Origin of the sequence: Ensifer sp. CCNWLY38, from assembly GCF_037120565.1 — a bacterium.
Classification (GTDB): Bacteria; Pseudomonadota; Alphaproteobacteria; order Rhizobiales; family Rhizobiaceae; genus Ensifer; species Ensifer adhaerens_H.
Genome location: NZ_JBBBBO010000009.1, coordinates 150,640 through 169,965 on the forward strand (window position 1 = coordinate 150,640; position 19,326 = coordinate 169,965).

The window sequence follows — 19,326 nt, forward strand, 5'->3', positions numbered from 1 at the left end:
TTTCGCGCGCATCCCGCTCTACTCCTGGAACCGATCATGTTTTAGGCTTCGGTTCGATTGGACCCAAGATCGTCGTGGCCTACGGCGCGTCGCGTTCAATAGAATCACGCGACGCGCCGTAGATCCCTTGCTTGTGCATGTCGTTGTCCCAAAAGCCGCGGCACACTTTTGGGCAACATGGATTAATCCAGTCCGCCGATGTGGAAGCTCTTCATCTCGAGATATTCCTCGATGCCGACCTGGGCGCCCTCGCGGCCCAGGCCGGATTGCTTGACGCCGCCGAAGGGGGCGACTTCGGTGGAGATGGCGCCGGTGTTGAGACCGACCATGCCGAATTCGAGCGCTTCCGCCACACGCCACGAGCGTTTCAGGCTCTCAGTGTAGAAATAGGCAGCCAAGCCGAAGGGCGTGCCGTTGGCGATGGCGATTGCCTCCTCCTCCGTCTCGAAGCGGAAGAGCGGTGCGACGGGACCGAAGGTCTCTTCGCTGGCAAGCAGCATCTCGGTGGTGGCGCCCGTGAGCACGATCGGGGCCTTATATTGTCTCCCCTCCGGCACCGACCTGCCGCGCGCCGCAAGCTTCGCGCCCTTGGCAAGCGCGTCCTCGACATGGCGGTCGATCTTGTCGATCGCCGCGTCATTGATCATCGGTCCGATCGCGATGCCGGGTTCCGTACCGGGGCCGACCTTCATTGCGTTAACGCGTGCGCCGAGCTTCTCTGCAAAGGCGTCATAGACGCCGGCCTGCACCAGGATACGGTTCGCACAGACGCAGGTCTGGCCGCCATTGCGGAACTTGGACGCGATCGCGCCTTCGACCGCCAGATCAAGGTCGGCGTCGTCGAAGACGATGAAGGGGGCATTCCCGCCCAGTTCGAGCGAGAGGCGCTTGACGCTGTCGGCCGCGCCTCTCATCAACAGAGAGCCGACGCGCGTCGAGCCCGTAAAGGAGATCTTGCGCACGGTTTCGTTCGCCATGAACTCGTTGCCGATTGCGGTCGGCATGCCGGTGACGATGTTGATCACGCCTGCGGGAATGCCGGCGCGCTCTGCCAGAACTCCGAGGGCGAGCGCTGAAAAGGGCGTGAACTCCGAGGGCTTGATCACCACCGTGCAGCCGGCCGCCAAGGCAGGTGCCACTTTGCGGGTAATCATTGCGTTCGGGAAGTTCCACGGCGTCACGATCGCGCAGACGCCGACCGCCTCTTTCAGAACGACGATGCGCCGATCGGCCGTCGGAGAGGGAATGGTGTGGCCGCCGATGCGACGAGCCTCCTCGGCGAACCATTTGACGAACGACGCGCCGTAACGGATCTCGACGCGCGCCTCGTCGAGCGGCTTGCCCTGTTCCATCGTCAAGAGCAGCGCCAAATCCTCAAGGTTTTCGATCATCAGCGCATACCAGCGCTCAAGCAGCGCGGCCCGTTCGGCATGCGTCTTCTTCTTCCACGGTCCGAAGGCGGCATTTGCGGCTTCGATGGCGGCGCGCGTTTCCTCTTCGCCCATGTCCGGAATGGTGCCGAGGCGCGTCCGGCTGGCGGGGTCGAAAACGTCGACGGTCTTACCCGAGGCTGCTGCCAGCCAGGCTCCGTCGATGAGGCCCTCTTGCCGGAAAAGTTCCCTATCGTTCAACTTCATGATTTCTCTCCTCTAAAGATCAGTTGAGCGCGGCAAGCACCGCCGCCTTAATCGTTTCGGTTTTGTCTTTGCCTGGCAGGGTGCCGATCCCGCGGGCGGTCGTTCTTTCGAGCGCGGTCATGACAATGCGCGCGGCTTCGCTTTCTCCGAGGTGCTCCAGCATCATCGCGCCGGACCATATGGCGGCGATGGGGTTGGCGATCCCGAGATGGGCGATGTCGGGTGCGGAGCCGTGTACCGGCTCGAACATCGACGGGGCGCTTCGATCGGGGTTGATGTTGGCGGAAGCCGCAAAGCCGAGCCCGCCCTGAATGGCGGCACCGAGATCAGTCAGGATGTCGCCGAAGAGGTTCGAGGCGACGACGACATCGAGGCTCTCGGGCGCCATCACTATGCGCGCGGCCATCGCGTCGATGTGGTAGCTCGTCACCTCGACATCCGCATAGTCGGCAGCGAGCTCTCGCGTAATCTCGTCCCAGAACACCATGGAGTATCTCTGGGCGTTGGATTTTGTCACCGAAGCGAGTTTGCCGCGGCGTTGGCGAGCCTGCTCAAAGCCGAAGCGCAGGATCCGTTCGACGCCCGTGCGCGTGAAGATCGAGGTCTCCACCGCGACCTCATCGCCCGTTCCCTGATGCACGCGGCCGCCGGCGCCGGAATATTCGCCTTCGGTATTCTCGCGGATGCAGAGGATGTCGAAATTTTCCGCCTTCAGCGGACCTTGGACACCCGGCAGCAGCCGGTGCGGGCGGATATTGGCATATTGCACGAAAGCCTTGCGGATCGGCAGGAGCAAGCCGTGGAGTGAGACGGAGTCTGACACTTCCGCGGGCCAGCCGACGGCGCCGAGCAGGATTGCATCGAAGCGGCGCAAGATTTCTATGCCGTCCGTCGGCATCATCGCGCCCGTTTCCTTGTAAAAGGCGCAGGACCATGGAAAGGGCGTGCCGGTGAGCGAGAAGCCGGCTTGCCTGGCGACGGTCGAAAGAACCTGCCAGGCCGCATCCGTTACGTCTTGGCCAATGCCGTCGCCGGGGATGAGTGCGATCGAATAGGATTTCATGGAGGCTCCTAGAGGCTGATGAGAACGCTCTTGCTCTTGCGGTTGGCCTGGTACGCCTCGCGTCCGAGGTCCTTGCCGACGCCAGAGCGCTTGTAGCCGCCGGTCGGCAGGATGTGGTCGCGCGAGCGGCTATAGCGGTTGACCCAAATCGTACCGGCCTGCAGCAGTCGCGTCAGCCGCAGCGCGCGCGACAGGTCGCGGGTGAAGAGGCCAGCGGCCAGGCCGTAGGTCGGGTGATCGGCGAGAGCCAGTGCCTCCTCTTCGTCGGCGAAGGTCTGCATGGTCAGGACCGGACCGAAGATTTCTTCGGTAATCGCTGGCGAGGAGCTGTCGCGCACGGCCATCAACGTCGGCTGATAGAAATAGCCCGGCGCATCCATTGGGGCGCCCCCGAACAGGCATTCTCCGCCCGCCGCGACGGCAGCCTCGACGATGCCGTGGATGCGGTTCAACTGGCGCTTCGAGATGATCGGCGAGTACTCGCTCGCCTCATCCCAGGTCGGACCTGGCTTCGCCGCCTTCATGCGCGTGACGATCGCCTCGGCGAGCGGCGCAGCAACGCTTTCCTCCACGATCAGGCGGGAGCCGGCGATGCAGGCTTGGCCAGCGTTAGACATCATGCTCTGGGCGATTACCGCGGCCGCCTTGTCGAGATCGGCATCGGCGAAGACCAGTTGCGGGCTCTTCCCGCCGAGTTCAAGCGTCATGGGCTTGACCCCGGTGCGGGCGATATTGGCCATGATGGCCGAGCCGGCGCCGGTCGAGCCGGTGAAGCTGACCTTGGCGATGTCCGGATGGCCGGTGAGGGCAGTGCCGGTCACCGGACCGTCGCCCAGCACGATATTAACGAGACCGGCCGGCAGGCCGGAGCGGATCGCGAGTTCGGCGAGGTAGACGGTCGAAAACGGCGTCATTTCCGATGGTTTCAGGACTACGGCGTTGCCGGCTGCAAGCGCGGGGCCGAGCTTCCAGGCGGCCATCGAAACGGGGAAATTCCACGGAGTGATGGCGCCGACGACGCCATGGGGCTCGGTCATGACCATGCCGAGACTGCCGTCGTCGGTCGGCACGAGATCGCTGCCTTCCTTATCGGCGAATTCGGCGAAGAAGCGGATCTGCTCGGCGCTGACGGCGATATCGCCGGCGATCAGGTGTCCGACCGGGCGCGTCGAGGAAAGCGCCTCGAGTTTGGCGAGGGTTTTCGCCTCCCTTTCGATCAGGTCGGCCCAGCGCTGCAGCACGACTGTGCGCTCGCGCGGACGCACGCCGCCCCAGTTGTTCGCTTTCAGCGCATTCTTGGCGGTTTCGACGGCGCGGTCGACGAGTGCCTCGTCCGCGAGCGGGCAGCCGGCATAGGCCCTGCCGTCGGACGGACGATGCATGTCGATAACGCCCTCGGCAGGGATCAGTCGGTCGCCGATGAAGTGCCCGACGGGCAAGGGAAGAGTGTCGGGGTCAAAGCTGAGAGTCATAGCGGGTCCTCGGATAACTTCATGCGAGGCTACCGGAAGAACGCGAGCAGCATGCATCGAGTGGCGATGCGGCGACGGCGGAAAATTACGTTTTCAGTGACGAGACAGCGAAATCTTCGGAGGCTGAGATGGCCGGTCGGTGACGTATCGGCGATGCGCCGGAGCAATCCGACAGGGGCACGAGAAAGCGATTGCCAGGCTGGAGCTGCGACGACACGCCAGAAAGCCGCGAGCGTGCCGTGGTGGGCGAGGATGCCGGTTACCGGCAAGTTTCCGCCGAAACCAGTTCGAGCGCGATCCGAGGGAGATAGGCCTGTATCAAGGGCCTCGATCGGATCGCGCGGCGGGCACTACATGACCGTTACGTAGATCTTACGTACGGTCTCGATCGTCTTCCAGACACCGACAAACCCCGGCTTCATGACGAAGCTGTCACCGGCTTTGTAGACGACCGGCCTGCCGCCTTCCGGCGTGAGTTCGACGACACCGGAGAGGATATGGCAGAACTCGAATGTCTCGCCCTTAATCGAGCGCGTCTCTCCGGGGGTTGCCTCCCAGACGCCCGTATGGATCATCTCCCCCCGTGCGACGTCTTGAGCCCAGGTCTTGAAGGAGGGACTGCCGGAGATCAGGCGTTCCGGAAGCGGACCGGACTCGCGCGGCGGGAAAGAGGGATTGGTGTCGATGTTCTTCAAGAGGGACATGGGTTTCCTTTCCTAAGATTGAGAGCTTAATAGCCGCGGCCGCGATCGATGAGCCCGATGGGATCAAGTCCGGCCCGATGACGCTTGATGTTCTCGATCACGGCCTCGGCGGCTGTTTCCGGTTGGGTGACGCTTGCTATGTGCGGCGTCAGGAGGATTTTCGGGTGGCTCCAGAAGGGATGACCCGCTGGCAGCGGCTCCGGATCGGTGACGTCGACGACGGCACCGGAGAGATGGCCGCTATCGAGCGCCTCGATAAGTGCTTCATCATCGAGCTGCGGCCCGCGGCCGACATGAACAAGTGCCGCGCCGGCCGGGAGCTTGGCGAAGAGGGCAGCGTTGAGAAAGCCGCGCGTCTCGTCGGTTAAAGGCAGGAGACAGATGAGGATGTCGGTGTAGCCCAACAGACTGTCGAGACCGTCAGCACCGTGCAGGCATCTGACACCCTCGAGCTCATGCGCGCTGCGGCTCCAGCCGGATAGTGGAAAGCCGAAGGGCTTCAATCGTTCGAGCACCGCGGTGCCGAGCATGCCGAGGCCGAGCACGCCGATGCGGCGTTCCGACGCCTGAACCGGTGAAATGGCCCGCCAATGTTCGCTGCGCTGCTGGTCCAGATAGGCCGGCAGGTTGCGATGGAGCGCGAGCACGGCAAGTGTGACATATTCCTGCATCATCCGGACGATGCCGTCCTCGACCATGCGCACGACTTTCACATGCGGCGGCACGGCCTCGATGCGGAGCTGGTCGACGCCGGCACCGATCGAGAAGAGGATTTCAAGGTTGCGGTAGCGCGGGAGATCTTCGGGCACCGTCCAGGTGATCAGGTAGCGCACCGCATCCGGATCGACCGCCACCGCATCCGTGGCGAAAGGAACGTCCGGTAGCTCACGCGAAAAAGCTTCGGCGAAAATCGCACCGCGTTTTGCGTCGGAATTGAAGAGGAAGGTCATCGCGCGTCTCCTTCTTGATGCCTCAGGCGCGGCAACATTCGCCGAGCCGCTCGATCATCGCCTGGCAGGCCAGGAGCTCATCGACCAGGATGAATTCGTCGGGCTTGTGGGCGCGGCCGATCTCGCCGGGGCCGCAGATGATCGCGTCGATGCCAGCCCGTTGGAAAAGTCCCGCCTCGGTGCCGTAGCTGACGGCCGGGAGCGACTCGAGACCGGTCAATTCTTCCAGCAGCCGCGCAAGCGGCGCATCGGGGCCGAGCGAAAGTGCCGGATAGGAGCTCAGTTCCTGCCATTCCACTGCGAAGCCGCGTTCCGACAGCGCCTCGGCCGCCTCTCGCATCGGCGCGAGCAGTTCCGCCGGATCGACGCCGGAAATCGCCCGTGCCTCGAACTCGGCCTCGCAGGTGTCCGGGATGATGTTGACCGCCTGGCCGCCCTTCACCGTGCCGATCTGCAGAGAGGAGTAGGGCGGCTCGAAAACATGCTCGAAAGGACCACGGGCCAGTCGGTCGGCTTCGGCGACCGCCCGTGCGAAGACGCTCGCAATGGCGTGGATGGCATTCAGTCCCATGTCGGGCCTCGACGAATGGCCGGAACGACCCTTGACCGTAAGTCTGGCGGCGGCCTTGCCCTTGTGGGCGCGGATTGCGTGCAAGCTGCTCGGCTCGCCGATGATCGCGCCGAGCGGCGTCGCGCAGAGTTCCGGCAGGCGCGCGATCATATGTGGCACGCCGCGGCAGCCCGCCTCCTCGTCATAGGAGAAGGCGAGGTGCAGCGGCCGGCGCAGGTGCATCTCGGCGAGCTTTGGCGCGACGGCGAGGGCGGCGGCCAAGAAACCCTTCATGTCGGTGGCGCCCCGCCCATAGAGTCGGCTCGCCTCTTGACGCAGACGGAAGGGATCGCTCGTCCAGCCGCTTTCGGCCGCCGGAACGACGTCCATGTGACCCGAAAGTATGTAGCCCGGCACCTCTTTCGGACCGATCGTGGCGAACAGGTTAGACCGATCGCCCTCCGGGCCGGGAAGCAGGGTGACGGCGATGCCGTGGTATTGCAGATAGCCGCGGATCCAGGCAACGATGTCAGTATTGGGGGTACTGACGACGGAGGGGAAGCCGACGAGCTTTTCGAGGATTTCCACTGCCTGCATTCTTGTCCTCACAGCATCCCGGTTCGCTGGGGTCAGCGCCGTCGATCATGCCCAGTACTTTAGAAGCCTATCGAGGCTTTACATGCCGAAAGCGCGCCGGATTTGGAGGATTGTGTTGCGTCAGGCGGCCTCTCAAGTGAATTGTATCGAGCGCACCGTCCTAGTCTAACGGGTAAAGGTTTTGGTCGCGGGCCGGTTGGAAAGCGGGACGAGACAAGACGCCGGCAGGGACGGGAGGCAAGGAGTGAACGCACCGACATCCGAATCCAAAGTCATCGACAGTTTCGAAATGCGCATAGCCGGGATCGAGAGCGCCGATCTCGAGCAACTGCACGCCCTGTCGGTTTCCGTCGGATGGCCGCTCCGCTCCGAGGACTTGCAGCTCCTGCGCGAGGTCGGCCGCGGCTACGTGGCGCTTGATGAAATCGGCAGGCTGACAGGTTCGGCCATGTGGTTTCCGCACGGTGATGATTTTGCGACCATAGGCATGGTGATTACTTCGCCGCGGCTGCAGACAAACGGCGCCGGGCGATGGCTCATGGACCACGTGCTTTCGGAATGCCGGGGACGCGATCTGAGGCTCAATGCGACGAGGGCCTCCCGCCGCCTTTACCATTCGCTCGGTTTTGAGCCTATACGGACCATATACCAATGCCAGGGCATGGCCCGCCGGCCGACCGACTTGATTACGCAGATGGAGCAACCGGAGGTCCGGCGACTGGAAGGGAAGGACCTTGCCGATGTCGTCGAGCTGGATGCAGGAGCATTCGGCGTTTCGAGGGCGGCGCTGATTGGCAAGCTCTTCGCACAATCCATAGGGTACGGCTTGTTTCCCGAGGGGCGGCTGCGCGCTTTCGCGCTTTGCCGTCCTTTTGGCAGGGGGCATGTCATTGGCCCAGTCGTGGCAGAAACTGATGCGGACGCCGTCGCAGTGATACGGCAACATGTCTCCGCCCACGAAAATCAATTTCTGCGCCTCGACACACCAGTCGAGACCGGCATTTTCGCCACATTCCTCTCGCAATCCGGCCTGACCGTCTTCGACACAGTGCTCGCAATGTCCCGGCGGGGCAAAGGCGGCGCGGTCGTAGTACCAGGACCGAACCTCTACGGGCTGGCAAGCCACGCGCTTGGCTGAGCCTTTACGGCTCCTGCTATGGCAAGATCACACGTGTTCAAGCCTCGCAGCAACTTTGGTCCTCGGATTGAATGTCCCCGTTATTTCAGTCGAGTGCCGGCGCGCGCTCGAGCACGCGGCGCAGGTTCTCCAGACGGCGCGGAAGCAGGCTCCCTTGAAGATAACGGGGCGGTATCGAACCGTAATGTTCACGGGCTCTTTGCGGCGATAGTGGGGGCGGAATCTGGCGATTGCTACAAGCCTGTGTTGCAGTAGTAGGAAGGCGCGCGAAGGTCCGCTTTTGGGGCAATTCGGTGATTGGCGGTAGGGTCGAAGGGAGCCGTTCTTCTAGAGCCCTGTGCAACGGTTTGTTGCAAACATGTTCACCTTTTGGGCTGAAAGGATCGCATAATGTATCGACGGGAACTCCTCAGCCGCTCGCTCCGTCGCTGAGTATTTCCATGTAGGCGCGGTAGACGAACACTCGGCCACGGCGCCGGCCCGTCGCTTCTTCAACGATCCCGAGTCTCTGGAGTTGCTCGAGGGCCGCGTTAACGGTCGGCATTGTCAGGCCGCTCCGCTTCATTGCCGTGGAGGCGGTCAAGTAAGGGCTGGTGCGCATGGTTTCGTGGATCTGAAGGACCGATCCCGTACGCTCAGACTCTCTTATGATGCGTTCGCGGTCGCCCTCGAACAGTCGTGCAATTTGGGCCTTAATAAACGAAACAGCATTTTTGTTAATTAACGCTTTCGCTTAATTAACGATAGGGCAATCTAAGCTGGTTCGAATCCCTTCAAGGCGAGAGTTTCGTATACGGCCTTGGCTCAGAGACGTCCGCCATGCTTAGCGCCCCGCATGCACGTGAGGATTGCGCGAGTGGCTTCTTTGGTCCGTCAATTCTGTTGCGTGCCACAGGTTGGACTAAGTCCCACCCCCTGTTTTGATGTGCAGTCCGCGACAGCGCTCGTCTGGCCGCCGCCCGAGCGGCCCGCCAACCCACTGAGGTGGTGCTCATAGTTTTCGCGAGAGGCCTGATCGACAACAGCGACCGGAGCGGCGAGGATCAAGCCCGCAGCGCTGCCCGCCGCTGCCGCCACTCCCGTCGTTCCAGCGATAAGGTGATCCCCAAGGCCCATCTTGCTGTCGGTCAACGTCTGGCCCTCGGAAATCCGGGCGCCGATTAATTGGACCACTTGCGGCGATTCTGCGAACTTGCCATGGTGCATGCTGTCTCCGGCCTTCACCTTGGTCAGATCAATGACGGTGATATCGTGGTCCGCCAACTCCTGCTTGTAAGGGGCCTGCTCCGGATCGATCGATCCCAGTCGGGGAATGTCACCCCAGACCCTGCGCGAGAAAGCCAGTGCCCGGTCGTCCTGCGACACGAAGAGGGTGAATCGCGGGTGCTGATTGCCCATGTCCTCGATCTGCGAGCGGAACACATCGACGTCGACGTCGGGGGCCGCGAGCATCACGTTTTTGAACTTTGCCGGCAGGCGTCCGTTACGGATTGCCATTTGGCGAAGCGCTTCCAACGTGAGCCAGTTCCCCATCGAATGAGCAAGGATCGAGACATCCTTCACGTCTTCGTCCGCAGCCAGATATTGGAACAGTGATTCCAGCGCGTTGCGGGTATAGTTGGTGCTTTCACGGTCATAGCCGTAAGCCAAGAGGCTGCCCCGCGATGGCCAGGTCACAAGAACGGGCGCACTCTTGACGCCGGAATCATGGACGATCTGGGCAAAGCGGTAGACGGAGTCTTCGAAGCGATTGTTGAACCCGTGGATGAACACGAGCACGCTTTGGTCGGGACTCTTCCTGACCGAAGCGTTCAGCCAGGCCTTGGCTTCAGTCTTTGTCAATTCGTCCGCTTTCAGAGTTGCGAAGTCGGTGGCCGGATTGGGAGGCAGCTTCTTTGGCCACGCGACATCGCCAACCTTTCGGATAGGAGGGATAGATACGGTGATGTCCGCAAACGCTGGCGCACGCGCACGCTCGCCCGTGAACATTTCTCCGGGTACTTCCGAGCGGTCACGCGTGGTTGTGATCAGCATTTCGACGCGGCTTGCATCGGCGGACGTCTCGGCGACAGGCGTCAGCACACCCTTCGGATGGCCGCCGCATCCGGAAACGGAGATGAGCGTAAGGCAAAGGATCATCCGGCGCAGACAGCTTGTGAATGAAGCGACGCGCTCAGCGCTGGTGTTTGTGTTGATCAAAACGCTTCCAACTTTCCCCTGAAATTTCGGGCCCTAGCAGTAATAGACGCCAACGGCGCAGCGCCGCACGGTTCGCCGAGCGACGCCCGCGACGCTGACAGGTGTCAGCGGCCGACCGACACGAGCCTCGGCCGGCTTCGGAAAACCGTAGGGCCCAAGGATCGCTGCCTGCTCAGCGGCATCGATCGCGGGAAGCAAAAGCGCGGCAATAAGCAGAACGGTCTTCAGTCTCCCGTGCGCGGTCATTTGTAGTCTCCCGTGGCCAGGTGATCGGGTAGTTCGTCTATGTCGGCAAGATCCGTCAGGTCGACCTTCCTGGCGTCGGTCTTGTTGACGAAGCTATAGTCTTCCGCCACGACATCGACGCCCGTCTTCCAGTCCGAAATTTGGATGCTGTATTGCGGACCTTGGTCGACCCGGCTGGCGGTAATCACGTAGCGGCAGGGATGGGGGTTTTCTCCCTGCGCGATCCAAATCTGCCAGTCGACGTCTTTCGCCCGGAAAGCGAGGTGGTCGCATTCGACACCCCTGATCACCCCACTGCCGAGGTCCTTTACGTCGGTTACGCCCTCCATCAGCTTGTCATAGGCGTCGGGCAGGAGCAGGTCCGCACCGGGCACCGGCTTGCCGAGCTTGTCGCGCATTGCATCGACCAGATGCTCGACCGTGCCGGGGAGATCCACCTGGGTGTAAAGGTTTATATCCTTTCCGACCAGCGTCACCGTCTTGCCGTCGAAAACCAATTCAACATTGGCGAAGCCGCCAAACCGCGTGGCGCGCAGCTTGTCCGGTCGCCCCAACTCGATCTTGCCGGAACTCGCGAGCAGCAATTTCTGATGGTCCTTGGTGACGACTTCCAGGTTTGAATCGTAGGCGAAGGATATCGCCTTTTGTGAAGCGAGATAGTCTGACATCGCCTTGAGGAGGCTTTTGGCCTCAGCTTCTGCCGCCAGCGTTTCTGCTTGCGGCATCAGTCCCAATAGCAAACAGAACGCGGCGGTTGAAAGGGCAGTATTCGTATTCCAGCGGATCATCGGCCTATGCCTCTTGGTGCTTGGCAAGCGTCAGTCGCCGGCAGGCGGCTGATATCGACAAACTGTAGACACCGCGGAGAACGAACACCCGTAACGTCTGGTAGGCTCTGTGCGGGCAGACTGTAGAATCTGTCCGCCGCGGAAGCCTCAGGGGATTTTGAATGCGGCGGTGGCCAATACCTTCGCTTCAACGTCCTCGGCGCTTGGCACGGGAAGGCCCGCCTTGCGCAGCGACGCGATCATCCGGAGGTTGTCCCTCGGCTCAATGTTGCGCTTCCTGTGTTCTTCGATGATGTTCGGGATGTAATCCGGGCGCATCTTCATGAAGATCTCTCCCTCGCGCCTCGCCTCATCCAACAGTCCAGCGTCGGCGAAGATTGCGGCTGCGACCAGGTGAAACATCGGGAACTTTTGTAGATTCGTCTTCCGGATGAGGCTCACCGCTTTATCAGGATCGTTCAGCATATATGCCGCGAGTGCTCGTGCTCCGTGATAGTAGTTTGCGCCACCGGGATTAAGCGTAATAGCTCGGTCAAGGAGATCCGCGCCACGCTGCCACTGGCCACAGATTGCGAGCCGTGTTCCGAACTCACCCAATAGCTCCGTGTCGTTCGGGTTCATTGCCAGGGCTTCCTCGCCGACCTGAAGCGCCTCGGTGAGTTGTTGGTTAAAGAACAGTGCGATCATTAGGGATTGAAGCGCCCGGGTATTTCCTGGTTCCAGTTCAGTCGCCCGTCGGGCCGAGCGCAACGCCCTCTCAAGCGGCGTCGGTTGACCAATCCTGAGATTAAAGCGGAATCGATCCTCATCAAGATACACGATGGACGACATTGCCCATGCGGTCGCATAACTTGGGTAACGCGCCACGACGCTTTCAAGACAGTCTCGGGCGTTCAGATGGGTCTCCGGGCTCAGTTCCGAACGGTATGCGTAGAAGCGCAGTGTGCAATCGTAGACCCCGAGGTCGTCTGGGGGAGGGTTTACTGTGGCAGCCTGCGCGATGACGCCGTAAGGCTGGGCTACAGCGACCGCAACCTTGCTCGCGACGTCGGATTGGATGGCGAAAAGTTCCCGGCTTGTTAGGTCATCGTCGTAGGTCTGCGACCAGAGGATTGCTCCGTCGGATGTGTCCAATAGACGCGCCGTCACTCGGACCTTAGGACCAGACACCCTGACGCCGCCTGCAAGCAGATAGCGAGCACCAAGCCCACCACGAATTTCGGAAGCCTCAACCTCTGGGGAGAGAGACTTCGACGTCTCGCGGCCAAAGACCATGATCTCCTTGAACCGTGGCAGGGCGGTGAGCAGTTCCTCTGTCAGCCCTGATGTGTAAAGTTGAGCCTGTGGGCCGTCGCCGAGATTGGCAAAAGGTGCGATCACCAGCGTCGGCTCGTCAGGCGAGTTTGCGGCTCCCCTCCGCTTCGCGGCCTCAACTATACGCTCGCTCCCCCAGTATGTCAGCGCCGCAAGTCCGATGACGCCGAGAAGGCCGAGCATTAGCCACCCACGACGCGGCGATGATTGACTGGGCTGTTTGCCCCCCTCCTCGACAGAGGCAAAGATGGGGGCCGTTGATTTCGGAGCATTCCAGGTGAACGAAGGCGCGTAGCGTCCTTTTGGAATATCTATCCTGACGGGATCGTCCTGACCGGCCACGAGATAGTAGCGCTCGAGCGCCCGTCTCAGCCGCCCGGCCTCGATGCGGACGACCGGGTCATCCTGGGTGAAGTCTTCGCTCCGCTTGAATACCTCAACCGCGATTGTGTAGCCTTTTAGGCGCAGCGCTCGCCCCGCAAGGGCCTCCTCGACGACGAAACTGAGAAAGGCCGGGCCGCGGCCTCCTTTTGGAAACTCAGCACTCGAAATGATGCGCGCAAGTTGGTTACGAATATCCGCTGGACTTGGCACAGATCCTGACGATTCCGCCATGTCCTCCGATCCGGGTGCCACTAAGGTGTCCATCAATCGCCCCCTACCCACTCAGCTGCGACAATCGCTGATTTAGTTACCGTCCCTTTATGTAACCTACGCTGTCAAGGTCTGCTCGTCCAGAAATCATACCGGACCACCACCTCGATTTTTGTGGCTCCTAGAGTTCGCCACACCAGTGGTAAGCGTCGGTTTCGAAGCATCTCCGGGCGGATTTGCAGGAAAAATTTGAAGGAGTTTCGCGGTTGCCACGGTGAGTGACAGGCGCGTGCGGCCGTGCCGGTGCTGCACCGGCCCGGTAAGAAAAAATCTCAGGGTCTCTGCCGCCGCTCGGTTGCGGCTCACGGAACCGTAACGATGCCTAGGCATGCGATGAGGACGAATGAGCGGTGGTGAACTTCGCCGCGCCGACCCATTTTCCGGCGGTCGATGGAAACTCGCACTCCCGCTGCGACGAACGCTCCGCCGGGGACATGGAGATGGCCAACAGCCCCCGAAACGGGATGTCGGTGGCGCTCGCCATCGTGCAGTCTCCGCACCTGCGACAATGCCGACGCAACCGTAGCAGGGGCGTTGGATACTGTAAGCTACTTCCTTTTGGCGACCGCATTGCGCATGTCAACGCTGACTAACGCCTCGGCTATCGGCCGGGCAGCCGAGTTTAAACGCTGTTTTCGATCGGACTTGCCATGACGAACAGACGTGCAGTTTTCGCGGGAACGATAGTTCTCACTGTTCTTACCCTCGCCACCGTCGGTCGGGCAGAAACCATCAGCTATGCCGATGCTGTGAGCTTGCTCGCCAACGATTGCGGGTCGGATATCAGGAAATATTGCAAGGGGCTCAACCTGGGCGCCGGCCGCATCCAGACCTGTCTCGAGCAGAACGAGGGCAAAGTCTCGCCGGCGTGTACCGTGACACTGGCGAACGTGATCACCTCGATAAGTCAACGCCAGGCGGCGCAGTCGTCCTTTGCGACGATTTGCAAACACGACATCGCCCAGTACTGCAAAAGCGTCAAGGGCGAGGGCAATGTTCTTTCCTGTCTGAACAAGGCGACGCGCGTGAACGAAGGACAATGCGGCCAAGCCATCATCGACGCAGGGTGGCGTTGAGACCTTCTTGAGAACGAAAGGCAAGCCAATGAAGCGAATCCAATTTAACGCGTTGCTGACGATCGGGCTGATGCTGTCCGCTGGCGAGGGGGTGGCGCAGCAAATCAATGACATGCAACTTGTACGTACCCTCGGGAGGGTGGAAAAAGCGGCGCCGGCAATTGACGTCGCGCTTCTTGTGGAGGAAGCAACGGCAAGTGCGGGTAAAGGTGTCGCCAATCTTCCGAACTGGCAGAAGCTCTCCAAGTTGTCGCAACTGATCGTAGATATCGAATTCGAGAACAACTCCGTCGCCATCGAGCCAAAATCTTACCGCACGGTCGGCCTGATCGCCGATGCGCTGCACCATCCCAACCTGCGGCGCTACAAGTTTCTCGTGGTCGGTCACACGAGTTCGACCGGCGACGCCCAACACAATCTCGAGCTTAGTGCGCAGCGTGCCAATGCCATAACTGAGGCGCTTTCGACCACGTTTGCGATCGCACCAGACCGTTTGTATTCGATTGGCGTGGGTGAGGAGTGGCCGCTGGATGCAGCCAACCTGGAGGCGGGGGAAAACCGACGTGTCCAACTAATCAACCTCGGTCTCGTCAAATAGCCCGCGTCTAGTTGGGTTTCATCTTTTAGTTGTGGACGACATTTTCTGCACGGTTGCATTCGTTGCAAATTGTTTTTTTGGAGGGCTAGCAATGCATATCACGCGTCGTGAATTAACGGTGGCCGGTCTTGGACTGATGGCCGCTGGTTCTGTGGGTTCGTCGGCGAACGCCGCCGACGGTTTGGTGGCAGATCTGCCGGAAGGGCTCGATGAGTTCGCGCTCGCAGTCGAAGCCTACATTTACGCCTACCCTCTCGTGACGATGGAAATGACCCGGCGCGTGATTACCAACGTCGCGGAGCCCGAGGGAACCCGCGGCCCCATGGGGCATCTGATCAGGCTGCGCCAATATCCAGACGCCAAGTTTCGGGACGTGACCGCACCGAACGCCGATACCCTCTATACGACGGCTTTCTTTGATGTTGGAGACGAGCCCTGGGTGGTGAGCCTGCCCGACCTCAAAGACCGCTATGCCCTGTTTCCGATGCTGGATGGCTGGACAACTGTCTTCGACGTCCCCGGAAAACGTACCACAGGCACCGAGGCCCAGACGTTCGTTGTTACCGGGCCAGGCTGGGACGGCACCCTCCCGGAAGGGCTGACCCAATATAAATCTCCGACGAGCATCGTCTGGCTGCTTGGACGCATCTATTGCACGGGGACGCCGGAGGACTACGCCGAAGTTCATAAGCTCCAGGATGAAGTGAAGCTCTATCCCTTGAGCGCATGGGGCAAGGAGTGGACCGCCCCCAAGGGCAAGGTCGATCCGGCCATCGATATGGAGACTGCCGTTCGCGAGCAAGTCAACAGCATGAGCGCCATCGAGTACTTCACCCTCTTTGCCGAACTCCTGAAAAGAAATCCGCCGACCGACGCGGATGCGCCCATGGTCGCCAAGCTTGCGGAACTCGGCATCGTTCCCGGCCAGGACTTCGACAAGGCCAAGTTCGATCCGGCCTTTGTGAAGCGCGTCCCTGAGCTCGGCTTCGCCCGCATCATGACGCATTTCAAGTTCAGCGGCGGCGACGTGCAGGACATCGACGGCTGGGGCTTCACTACGAAGACGGGGATTTACGGTACCAACTATATTCAGCGCGCCCTCATCACCGCAATCGGTCTGGGAGCAAACCGGCCGCAGGATGCGATCTATCCGACGTCCCTGAAGTCCGGCGACGGCGTGATCAAGCGGGCATATAACGGGTCCGAAAAGTACGTTCTGACATTCAAGAAGGGACTTACGCCACCGGTTTCGGGATTCTGGTCATTGACCATGTATGATGCGGGCTACTTCTTTGTCGACAATCCGCTCAATCGCTACTCCATCAGTGCACGGGAGCCGCTCAAGGCAAATCCGGACGGCTCGATCGATTTGTTGATCCAGCACGAATCGCCCGGATCGGACAAGGAATCCAATTGGCTCCCGGCGCCCAAAGGTAAGTTTATCCTCATGATGCGCCTCTACTGGCCCAACGAGAGCAATCCTTCCATCATCGACGGCTCATGGACAATACCGCCAGTGAGAAAGGTGAGCTGATTGCACCCTGGGACTGGGGCGGCCTCTCCCCGCCTCGTTCACGGCCGTCACTCTGCGCGCGATGGATTCGGCTCCGTCGCAAGCCAGGTCTCACCGATCGCCATCGCGTTTTGCTCGGTCCTTTCAGCAAGCCGGGTGTCGGCGGCTACCACGTCGTCGACGCTCGGCGCGGATCGGGATTTGACAAGAGGAGGGTTTGAGGCAGCCGAAGTGTGCCCGATCGAACGACCAAGCAGATTCGGCATATCAATGGCAGCTGCAAGACGGGAAGGCCTAACTGCGCTGACAGCCGGTGTTATTTCCAGCCCCCGGGTTCATGCGAAAGGAGTCTCTGCATGACACATGCGGAGTTCGTTGTGCACGTTCGTGAAAGCTATGCTCGTCTTTTTGATCCAAATACGAGCGAGGAGACGTGGTCCCTTTTCCTGACTGCCAATACCGGCTGGAACGGATTGATTGAGGAATATCTACGGCGTGTCGAAGTATTCCTCAGCAATCACGGGCTGCTTTCCAAGGTCTACGTTCGGCAAATAGAGGAAAAGTGGGGTGGTCTTCGCTGCTACCTCAGTCCGACGGATGACTTCCGCCTGTCGGCAGAACTGGCGGCTGCGCTTAGTGGGATCTATCATGAGATCGCAGACCGTTCCTACCATACTTGTGACGTCTGCGGTGGGCCTGGTCGACTGATTTCAAACAATAGCCGTCATGTTACCCGGTGCAACGACCACATCGCTGACCGCAGGCTCACGATGGACTGTCGCGAGACAGGAAGAGACCTGAAGCACAAATACGTTGCGAGCGTGGAGGATAATTCAGGAGAAAGTATTGGAAACCGCTGACAACGCACCTGACGGGAATAGCGATGCGGCGACGCCGTTGTCCTGGGAAGCCAACCTTCTTGACGGTTTCGAAGGCGACAGCTTCTCGCCTTTGGGGGGGCTCTACTATCGTGACAATGTCGAGCAACGTGCCGGATCAGTCGAATTCCAGCGCGACGTCACCTTTGGCAGTGCCGGCGCGTTGAAGCTAAGCGTCCGCCCGCTCTGGCAGGGCGAAGACGACCGAAGCGAGCGAGCGGAGGTGTGGGAACGCACGACTCTGCGCGTACCATATGACAAGGCGGTCTGGTACGGCTTTTCCGTCAGGTTTGCCGATCCCATCCCGCAAGGGGACCACCGCCATCTGATCGCCCAATGGAAGCGCGAGATCGGTCCGGAGGCGAGGGGTGACTTTAGCCCGTTCCTGGCACTTCGTCTCGTTCGCGGCCGACTCTTTGCGACCGTTGAGACCAGTTTTCCGGTGATCTCTCGGCGCTCTTCCTTGTCGACCGGCACATCGGCCCTCACGCCGGTTTTTCTGCGGCCGGAAAAGCGCCAGATGCGTGCGCTGGTTGCCACCGACCCTGGCTGGAAGCCACAGGACGGGCGCCTGTTCACGGCCCACACGGATCGCATCACCGTCATCGACAGGGGTAATGAGCTGCCGACGCCGCATAGTGGATGGATTGACTTTGCAGTGATGACCCAGCCGGGACCGGATGGCACGGGGCATATCGAACTCTTCGCCAACGACCGCTGGATCGTGACGGTCCGAGGCCATATCGGGCATGACGAACATGGGCTTGGCTCTCGGCAGTATTTCAAGTTCGGCCCGTACCGCTCGGCAGCCCAAGGCGAATGGACGCTCTACTTCGACAACTTTCGCCGCTCCACTCGCAGCGAAGATGTTCTCGGACCGGCCGGACTTGCGGCGCTACGCTCAGCAGGCTCCTAGAGCTCCTGGAAGCCATCGAGCGTCATATAGCTGAAGGATCCCGTCAAGCCCGTCGCGATAGCCGGCGCGTGCCTTGGCAAGCAGATTGGGCGCGTGCGACATCGATCCATGCCGCCGGCGACAGCCGCATTGGGCGATCCGGGAAGAATGAGGATCTGGTTTTTGATGGTTACGAGACAGGGGCTTTTGTGCTCATGATGCCGATCACGCAAGCCTCAGCCTAGAAGTGAAACGTCACGCCGATAATCGGCCCCTGCTCAACGACATCAAAGACAAACCCGTCATTATTGTAGTTCACACCCACCGCTCGGTAGCCAGCGACGGCCGAAATCGTTTGGGTGAATTTATAACCCAAGGCCAGCGAGACATCCCAGTCGAGATCAGCGCCGCCGCCGCCGACCAGGCCCCATCCGGTCACGTAGAATTCTGGTGTTACGAAGTAATTGCCCCGCACACCAGCCAGAGCGTCGACCCAGGTTGCGCCGTCATCCCTTTGACGGCCACCGAGAAGGCCACCGTTGAACCCTATGGTCGTATCGACTGACCACACGCGCACGCCGCCGACAATGTCGAGATGGCCAGACTGGTTCTCCAGCACTGAGTATCCAGCACCGAGAAGTCCGGCGAAGGTCTTCGAGGTGACATCAACGCTATCGGCAAGGATACCGTTTCTTGTGCCCGCCTCGGCACCGAGCTTGGTGTACATGACGTCCGCAAAGATGCTGAAGCGGTCGTGCCGGGCTTCTCCAGCCGCCATGAAAGCGAAGTCGAGGTTCTCCAGGATGTCGCCGAAGTTGGAGTTGATGTGAACTTCAGGCAGACTGAATTGCGCCACGTCTCCGGACAACCCTGCCGCCCAGAAGTATGGCGCAACCGTGTACGTCCAGCCGCCTTCGCTCTCGACCACCTTCGCATCTGGAATGCCAAGTGTGATGTCGGCCGTATATGCTGAAGATGCGACACCAAGGCCGGCCCCAAGAACGGTGGCCAGTAGCAATAAAGACCGCATGTAGTCCCTCATTTGTATCAAAAT

The 19,326-nt window shown here is 60.7% G+C and carries 18 protein-coding genes and 1 pseudogene; 6 read left to right on the forward strand and 13 right to left on the reverse strand.

Annotated elements, in window-relative coordinates; translation table 11 throughout:
* Nucleotides 1–182: 182 nt before the first annotated feature.
* From V7S54_RS20175 to argE, 6 genes are all read right to left on the reverse strand, one after another.
* Nucleotides 183–1,637, reverse strand: a complete 1,455-nt coding sequence (locus V7S54_RS20175) for an NAD-dependent succinate-semialdehyde dehydrogenase (RefSeq protein WP_336409325.1) — start codon at nucleotides 1,635–1,637, stop codon at nucleotides 183–185.
* A gap of 19 nt (nucleotides 1,638–1,656) precedes the next feature.
* The gene (locus tag V7S54_RS20180; RefSeq protein ID WP_336409326.1) at nucleotides 1,657–2,700 is read right to left on the reverse strand and encodes a tartrate dehydrogenase; all 1,044 of its coding nucleotides are present in this window, start codon (nucleotides 2,698–2,700) and stop codon (nucleotides 1,657–1,659) included.
* Nucleotides 2,701–2,708: 8 nt separating this feature from the next.
* Complete coding sequence (locus V7S54_RS20185) at nucleotides 2,709–4,172, reverse strand: aldehyde dehydrogenase family protein (protein ID WP_336409327.1); 1,464 nt, start codon at nucleotides 4,170–4,172, stop codon at nucleotides 2,709–2,711.
* Between the two features lie 350 nt (nucleotides 4,173–4,522).
* Entirely contained in the window at nucleotides 4,523–4,876 is a 354-nt protein-coding gene (locus tag V7S54_RS20190; RefSeq protein WP_057249992.1) for a cupin domain-containing protein, read from the reverse strand.
* A 26-nt stretch (nucleotides 4,877–4,902) separates the two neighbouring features.
* Nucleotides 4,903–5,826 (reverse strand): 2-hydroxyacid dehydrogenase, encoded by a 924-nt coding sequence (locus tag V7S54_RS20195; RefSeq protein ID WP_336409328.1) that lies wholly within the window; start codon nucleotides 5,824–5,826, stop codon nucleotides 4,903–4,905.
* Between the two features lie 22 nt (nucleotides 5,827–5,848).
* Nucleotides 5,849–6,973, reverse strand: a complete 1,125-nt coding sequence (gene argE, locus V7S54_RS20200; RefSeq protein ID WP_336409329.1) for an acetylornithine deacetylase — start codon at nucleotides 6,971–6,973, stop codon at nucleotides 5,849–5,851.
* 244 nt (nucleotides 6,974–7,217) lie between these two features.
* On the opposite strand from argE, the gene V7S54_RS20205 reads away from it, so the two are divergent.
* The gene (locus tag V7S54_RS20205; protein ID WP_336409352.1) at nucleotides 7,218–8,111 is read left to right on the forward strand and encodes a GNAT family N-acetyltransferase; all 894 of its coding nucleotides are present in this window, start codon (nucleotides 7,218–7,220) and stop codon (nucleotides 8,109–8,111) included.
* A 409-nt stretch (nucleotides 8,112–8,520) separates the two neighbouring features.
* Here the strand turns inward: V7S54_RS20205 and V7S54_RS20210 are convergent.
* The 6 genes and pseudogenes from V7S54_RS20210 to V7S54_RS20235 form a co-directional block, all read right to left on the reverse strand.
* A pseudogene (locus V7S54_RS20210) lies at nucleotides 8,521–8,799 on the reverse strand (Fic family protein); the annotation flags it as partial.
* Nucleotides 8,800–8,984: 185 nt separating this feature from the next.
* A complete protein-coding gene (locus tag V7S54_RS20215) occupies nucleotides 8,985–10,250 on the reverse strand; it encodes an alpha/beta hydrolase (protein ID WP_336409353.1) in 1,266 nt (421 codons plus the stop codon).
* 93 nt (nucleotides 10,251–10,343) lie between these two features.
* On the reverse strand, nucleotides 10,344–10,556 hold the full coding sequence (locus V7S54_RS20220; RefSeq protein WP_065377138.1) for a hypothetical protein: 213 nt from the start codon (nucleotides 10,554–10,556) through the stop codon (nucleotides 10,344–10,346).
* Nucleotides 10,553–11,281 (reverse strand): DUF2092 domain-containing protein, encoded by a 729-nt coding sequence (locus V7S54_RS20225; protein ID WP_336409354.1) that lies wholly within the window; start codon nucleotides 11,279–11,281, stop codon nucleotides 10,553–10,555. Before V7S54_RS20225 ends, V7S54_RS20220 begins: the two co-directional genes overlap by 4 nt.
* A gap of 210 nt (nucleotides 11,282–11,491) precedes the next feature.
* Nucleotides 11,492–13,306, reverse strand: coding sequence for an adenylate cyclase (locus V7S54_RS20230; RefSeq protein WP_065377136.1), 1,815 nt, complete (start codon nucleotides 13,304–13,306; stop codon nucleotides 11,492–11,494).
* A 328-nt stretch (nucleotides 13,307–13,634) separates the two neighbouring features.
* Nucleotides 13,635–13,796, reverse strand: a complete 162-nt coding sequence (locus tag V7S54_RS20235; protein WP_176707623.1) for a hypothetical protein — start codon at nucleotides 13,794–13,796, stop codon at nucleotides 13,635–13,637.
* Nucleotides 13,797–13,962: 166 nt separating this feature from the next.
* Between V7S54_RS20235 and V7S54_RS20240 the strand changes: the two genes are divergently transcribed.
* The 5 genes from V7S54_RS20240 (at nucleotide 13,963) to V7S54_RS20260 (ending at nucleotide 18,293) form a co-directional block, all read left to right on the forward strand.
* A complete protein-coding gene (locus V7S54_RS20240; RefSeq protein WP_065377135.1) occupies nucleotides 13,963–14,388 on the forward strand; it encodes a hypothetical protein in 426 nt (141 codons plus the stop codon).
* 70 nt (nucleotides 14,389–14,458) lie between these two features.
* Nucleotides 14,459–14,986, forward strand: coding sequence for an OmpA family protein (locus V7S54_RS20245; RefSeq protein WP_442892581.1), 528 nt, complete (start codon nucleotides 14,459–14,461; stop codon nucleotides 14,984–14,986).
* Between the two features lie 91 nt (nucleotides 14,987–15,077).
* On the forward strand, nucleotides 15,078–16,520 hold the full coding sequence (locus V7S54_RS20250; RefSeq protein WP_065377133.1) for a DUF1254 domain-containing protein: 1,443 nt from the start codon (nucleotides 15,078–15,080) through the stop codon (nucleotides 16,518–16,520).
* A 335-nt stretch (nucleotides 16,521–16,855) separates the two neighbouring features.
* Entirely contained in the window at nucleotides 16,856–17,359 is a 504-nt protein-coding gene (locus tag V7S54_RS20255; RefSeq protein WP_141679584.1) for a hypothetical protein, read from the forward strand.
* Nucleotides 17,346–18,293 (forward strand): polysaccharide lyase, encoded by a 948-nt coding sequence (locus V7S54_RS20260; protein WP_442892572.1) that lies wholly within the window; start codon nucleotides 17,346–17,348, stop codon nucleotides 18,291–18,293. The genes V7S54_RS20255 and V7S54_RS20260 overlap by 14 nt, the downstream gene beginning before the upstream one ends.
* A 220-nt stretch (nucleotides 18,294–18,513) precedes the next feature.
* Here V7S54_RS20260 and V7S54_RS20265 read toward each other — a convergent pair whose 3' ends face one another.
* Nucleotides 18,514–19,302: a hypothetical protein gene (locus V7S54_RS20265; protein WP_336409331.1), complete on the reverse strand. Its 789-nt coding sequence runs from the start codon at nucleotides 19,300–19,302 to the stop codon at nucleotides 18,514–18,516.
* Nucleotides 19,303–19,326: the final 24 nt, after the last annotated feature.

Excerpts from the sequence above, each read along its gene's own strand:
- V7S54_RS20175 (WP_336409325.1), bottom strand. The coding sequence starts at position 1,637 with ATGAAGTTGAACGATAGGGAACTTTTCCGGCAAGAGGGCCTCATCGAC.
- V7S54_RS20180 (WP_336409326.1), bottom strand. The coding sequence starts at position 2,700 with ATGAAATCCTATTCGATCGCACTCATCCCCGGCGACGGCATTGGCCAA.
- V7S54_RS20185 (WP_336409327.1), bottom strand. The coding sequence starts at position 4,172 with ATGACTCTCAGCTTTGACCCCGACACTCTTCCCTTGCCCGTCGGGCAC.
- V7S54_RS20190 (WP_057249992.1), bottom strand. The coding sequence starts at position 4,876 with ATGTCCCTCTTGAAGAACATCGACACCAATCCCTCTTTCCCGCCGCGC.
- V7S54_RS20195 (WP_336409328.1), bottom strand. The coding sequence starts at position 5,826 with ATGACCTTCCTCTTCAATTCCGACGCAAAACGCGGTGCGATTTTCGCC.
- argE (WP_336409329.1), bottom strand. The coding sequence starts at position 6,973 with ATGCAGGCAGTGGAAATCCTCGAAAAGCTCGTCGGCTTCCCCTCCGTC.
- V7S54_RS20215 (WP_336409353.1), bottom strand. The coding sequence starts at position 10,250 with ATGATCCTTTGCCTTACGCTCATCTCCGTTTCCGGATGCGGCGGCCAT.
- V7S54_RS20220 (WP_065377138.1), bottom strand. The coding sequence starts at position 10,556 with ATGACCGCGCACGGGAGACTGAAGACCGTTCTGCTTATTGCCGCGCTT.
- V7S54_RS20225 (WP_336409354.1), bottom strand. The coding sequence starts at position 11,281 with ATGCCGCAAGCAGAAACGCTGGCGGCAGAAGCTGAGGCCAAAAGCCTC.
- V7S54_RS20230 (WP_065377136.1), bottom strand. The coding sequence starts at position 13,306 with ATGGACACCTTAGTGGCACCCGGATCGGAGGACATGGCGGAATCGTCA.
- V7S54_RS20235 (WP_176707623.1), bottom strand. The coding sequence starts at position 13,796 with ATGGCGAGCGCCACCGACATCCCGTTTCGGGGGCTGTTGGCCATCTCC.
- V7S54_RS20240 (WP_065377135.1), top strand. The coding sequence starts at position 13,963 with ATGACGAACAGACGTGCAGTTTTCGCGGGAACGATAGTTCTCACTGTT.
- V7S54_RS20245 (WP_442892581.1), top strand. The coding sequence starts at position 14,459 with ATGCTGTCCGCTGGCGAGGGGGTGGCGCAGCAAATCAATGACATGCAA.
- V7S54_RS20250 (WP_065377133.1), top strand. The coding sequence starts at position 15,078 with ATGCATATCACGCGTCGTGAATTAACGGTGGCCGGTCTTGGACTGATG.
- V7S54_RS20255 (WP_141679584.1), top strand. The coding sequence starts at position 16,856 with ATGACACATGCGGAGTTCGTTGTGCACGTTCGTGAAAGCTATGCTCGT.
- V7S54_RS20265 (WP_336409331.1), bottom strand. The coding sequence starts at position 19,302 with ATGCGGTCTTTATTGCTACTGGCCACCGTTCTTGGGGCCGGCCTTGGT.